Origin of the sequence: Burkholderia sp. Ax-1719, assembly GCF_011753055.1 — a bacterium.
In the GTDB taxonomy this organism is placed as follows: Bacteria; Pseudomonadota; Gammaproteobacteria; order Burkholderiales; family Burkholderiaceae; genus Paraburkholderia.
Genome location: NZ_VWWJ01000066.1, coordinates 1 through 2056 on the forward strand (window position 1 = coordinate 1; position 2056 = coordinate 2056).

The 2056-nt window shown below is 64.2% G+C and carries 2 protein-coding genes; both read right to left on the reverse strand.

Annotated features, from left to right (window positions below; translation table 11 throughout):
• Window positions 1-893, reverse strand: an 893-nt coding sequence (locus F3J17_RS35850; RefSeq protein WP_167070548.1) for an ABC transporter permease subunit, incomplete at its 3' end; no start/stop codon positions are given.
• 134 nt (window positions 894-1027) lie between these two features.
• Window positions 1028-2056 (reverse strand): ABC transporter substrate-binding protein (locus tag F3J17_RS35855; RefSeq protein WP_167070550.1); only part of this gene is annotated, 1029 nt, incomplete at its 5' end.

A 2056-nucleotide genomic window follows, 5' to 3' on the forward strand; every position in this document is an offset into this window, starting at 1 on the left:
CGGCTGATCGCGTCGATCAGCCATTTGCCGATGCCGGGCCACGAGAACAGCGTCTCGGTGAGCACCGCGCCCGCGAGCAGCGTGCCCACCTGCAGGCCGATCACGGTCACCACCGGAATCAGCGCATTGCGCAGCGCATGCACGACGATCACGCGCACCGGCGACAGGCCCTTGGCGCGCGCCGTGCGGATGTAGTCCTCGCGCAGCACTTCGAGCATGGAAGAACGCGTCATGCGCGCGACCACCGCGAGCGGAATCGTGCCGAGCACGATCGCGGGCAGGATCAGATGACTCAACGCAGACTTGAACGAACCTTCATCGGTACCAGGCAGCAGCGAATCGATCAGCATGAAGCCCGTCACGTGCGGAATGTCGAACTCCACCGCGATGCGCCCGGACACCGGCGTCCAGCCCAGTTTCGACGAGAACACCATGATGAGGATGAGGCCCCACCAGAAGATCGGCATGGAGTAGCCGGTGAGCGCGGTGCCCATCACGCCGTGATCGACCACGGTGCCGCGGCGCAGCGCCGCGAACACGCCCGCGGGCAGGCCGACCACCAGCGCGAAGACCAGCGCGCAGATCGACAGTTCGACGGTGGCCGGAAAGCGCGCCAGGAACTCGCCCATCACGCTGGTGTTGGTGATGATCGAGGTGCCCAGGTTGCCCTGCAGCGCGTGGCCGACGTAGTGCAGATACTGCATCGGCAGCGGCTCGTCGAGCCCCAGGCGATGCATCGCGTCGGCGTGCATCTGCGGATCGACGCCGCGCTCGCCCATCATCACTTCGATGGGGTCGCCCGGAATCAGGTGAATGAGTGCGAACGCCAGGATCGTGATACCGATGAACGTCGGTATCACCATGCCGATGCGGCGCAGTACGAAGCGGAACATGTGGTGTTCCCCCTAAAACAAAAGCCTGAATGGAAACGCAACCGGCGACAGGGGCTCGTGACCCCGGTCGCCGGACCATTTTCCGCCTGTTTGCCCGATAAGCGGACGAAGCGGAAAGTCTTACCCGATGATCTTTACTGCATGCTCACGCCGTCGAAACGCGCGTAGCCCAGCGGCTCGATGCGCATGTCGACCACCTTCTTGCTGACCGGCTGGTAGACCGTCGAGTGCGCGATCGGCGAGAACGGCATCTGCTGCGCGAAGATCTGCTGCGCCTGCGTGTAGAGCTTGGTGCGCTGCGCCTGGTCGGACGTCTGACGGGCCTTCTGGATCAGGTCGTCGAAGGGCTTGTAGCACCACTTGCCGAAGTTGTTGCCGTTGACCGCCTCGCAGCCGAGCAGCGTGCCGAGCCAGTTGTCCGGATCGCCATTGTCGCCGGTCCAGCCGATCAGCATCGAGTCGTCCTCGCCCGCGTGCGCGCGCTTGATGTACTCGCCCCACTCGTACGTGACAATCTTCGCCTTCACGCCGATCTTGGCCCAGTCGGCCTGGATCATTTCGGCCATCAGACGCGCGTTCGGGTTGTAGGCGCGCTGCACCGGCATCGCCCACAGCGTCATCTCGAAGCCGTTCGGGAAACCGGCCTTGGTGAGCAGCGCCTTGGCCTTCGCCGTGTCATACGGCTGGGCCGTCAGGCTCTTGTCGTAGGACCATTGCGTGGGCGGCATCGGGTTGGTCGCGGCCTGGCCGGCGCCCTGATAGACCGATTCGATGATCGCCTTCTTGTTGATCGCCATGTCGAGCGCCTGACGCACTTCGAGCTTGTCCATCGGCTTGCGCGTCACGGTGTACGACAGGTAGCCCAGGTTGAAGCCCGGCTGCGACGGCATCGCCAGATTCGCATCGGCCTTCAGCGGCGCGATGTCGGCGGGACGCGGATAGCTCATCACCTGGCATTCGTCGCGCTTGAGCTTCTGCACGCGCACGCTGGCGTCCGGCGTGATCGAGAAGATCAGCTTCGAGATCTTGACCGCGCCCGGCTTCCAGTAATCCGGATTGCCGTCGAAGCGGATCGTCGCGTCCTTGGTGTAGCTCTTGAAGATGAACGGGCCGGTGCCGACCGGGTTCTGGTTGATGTCGGCGGCCTTGCCGGCCTTCATCAG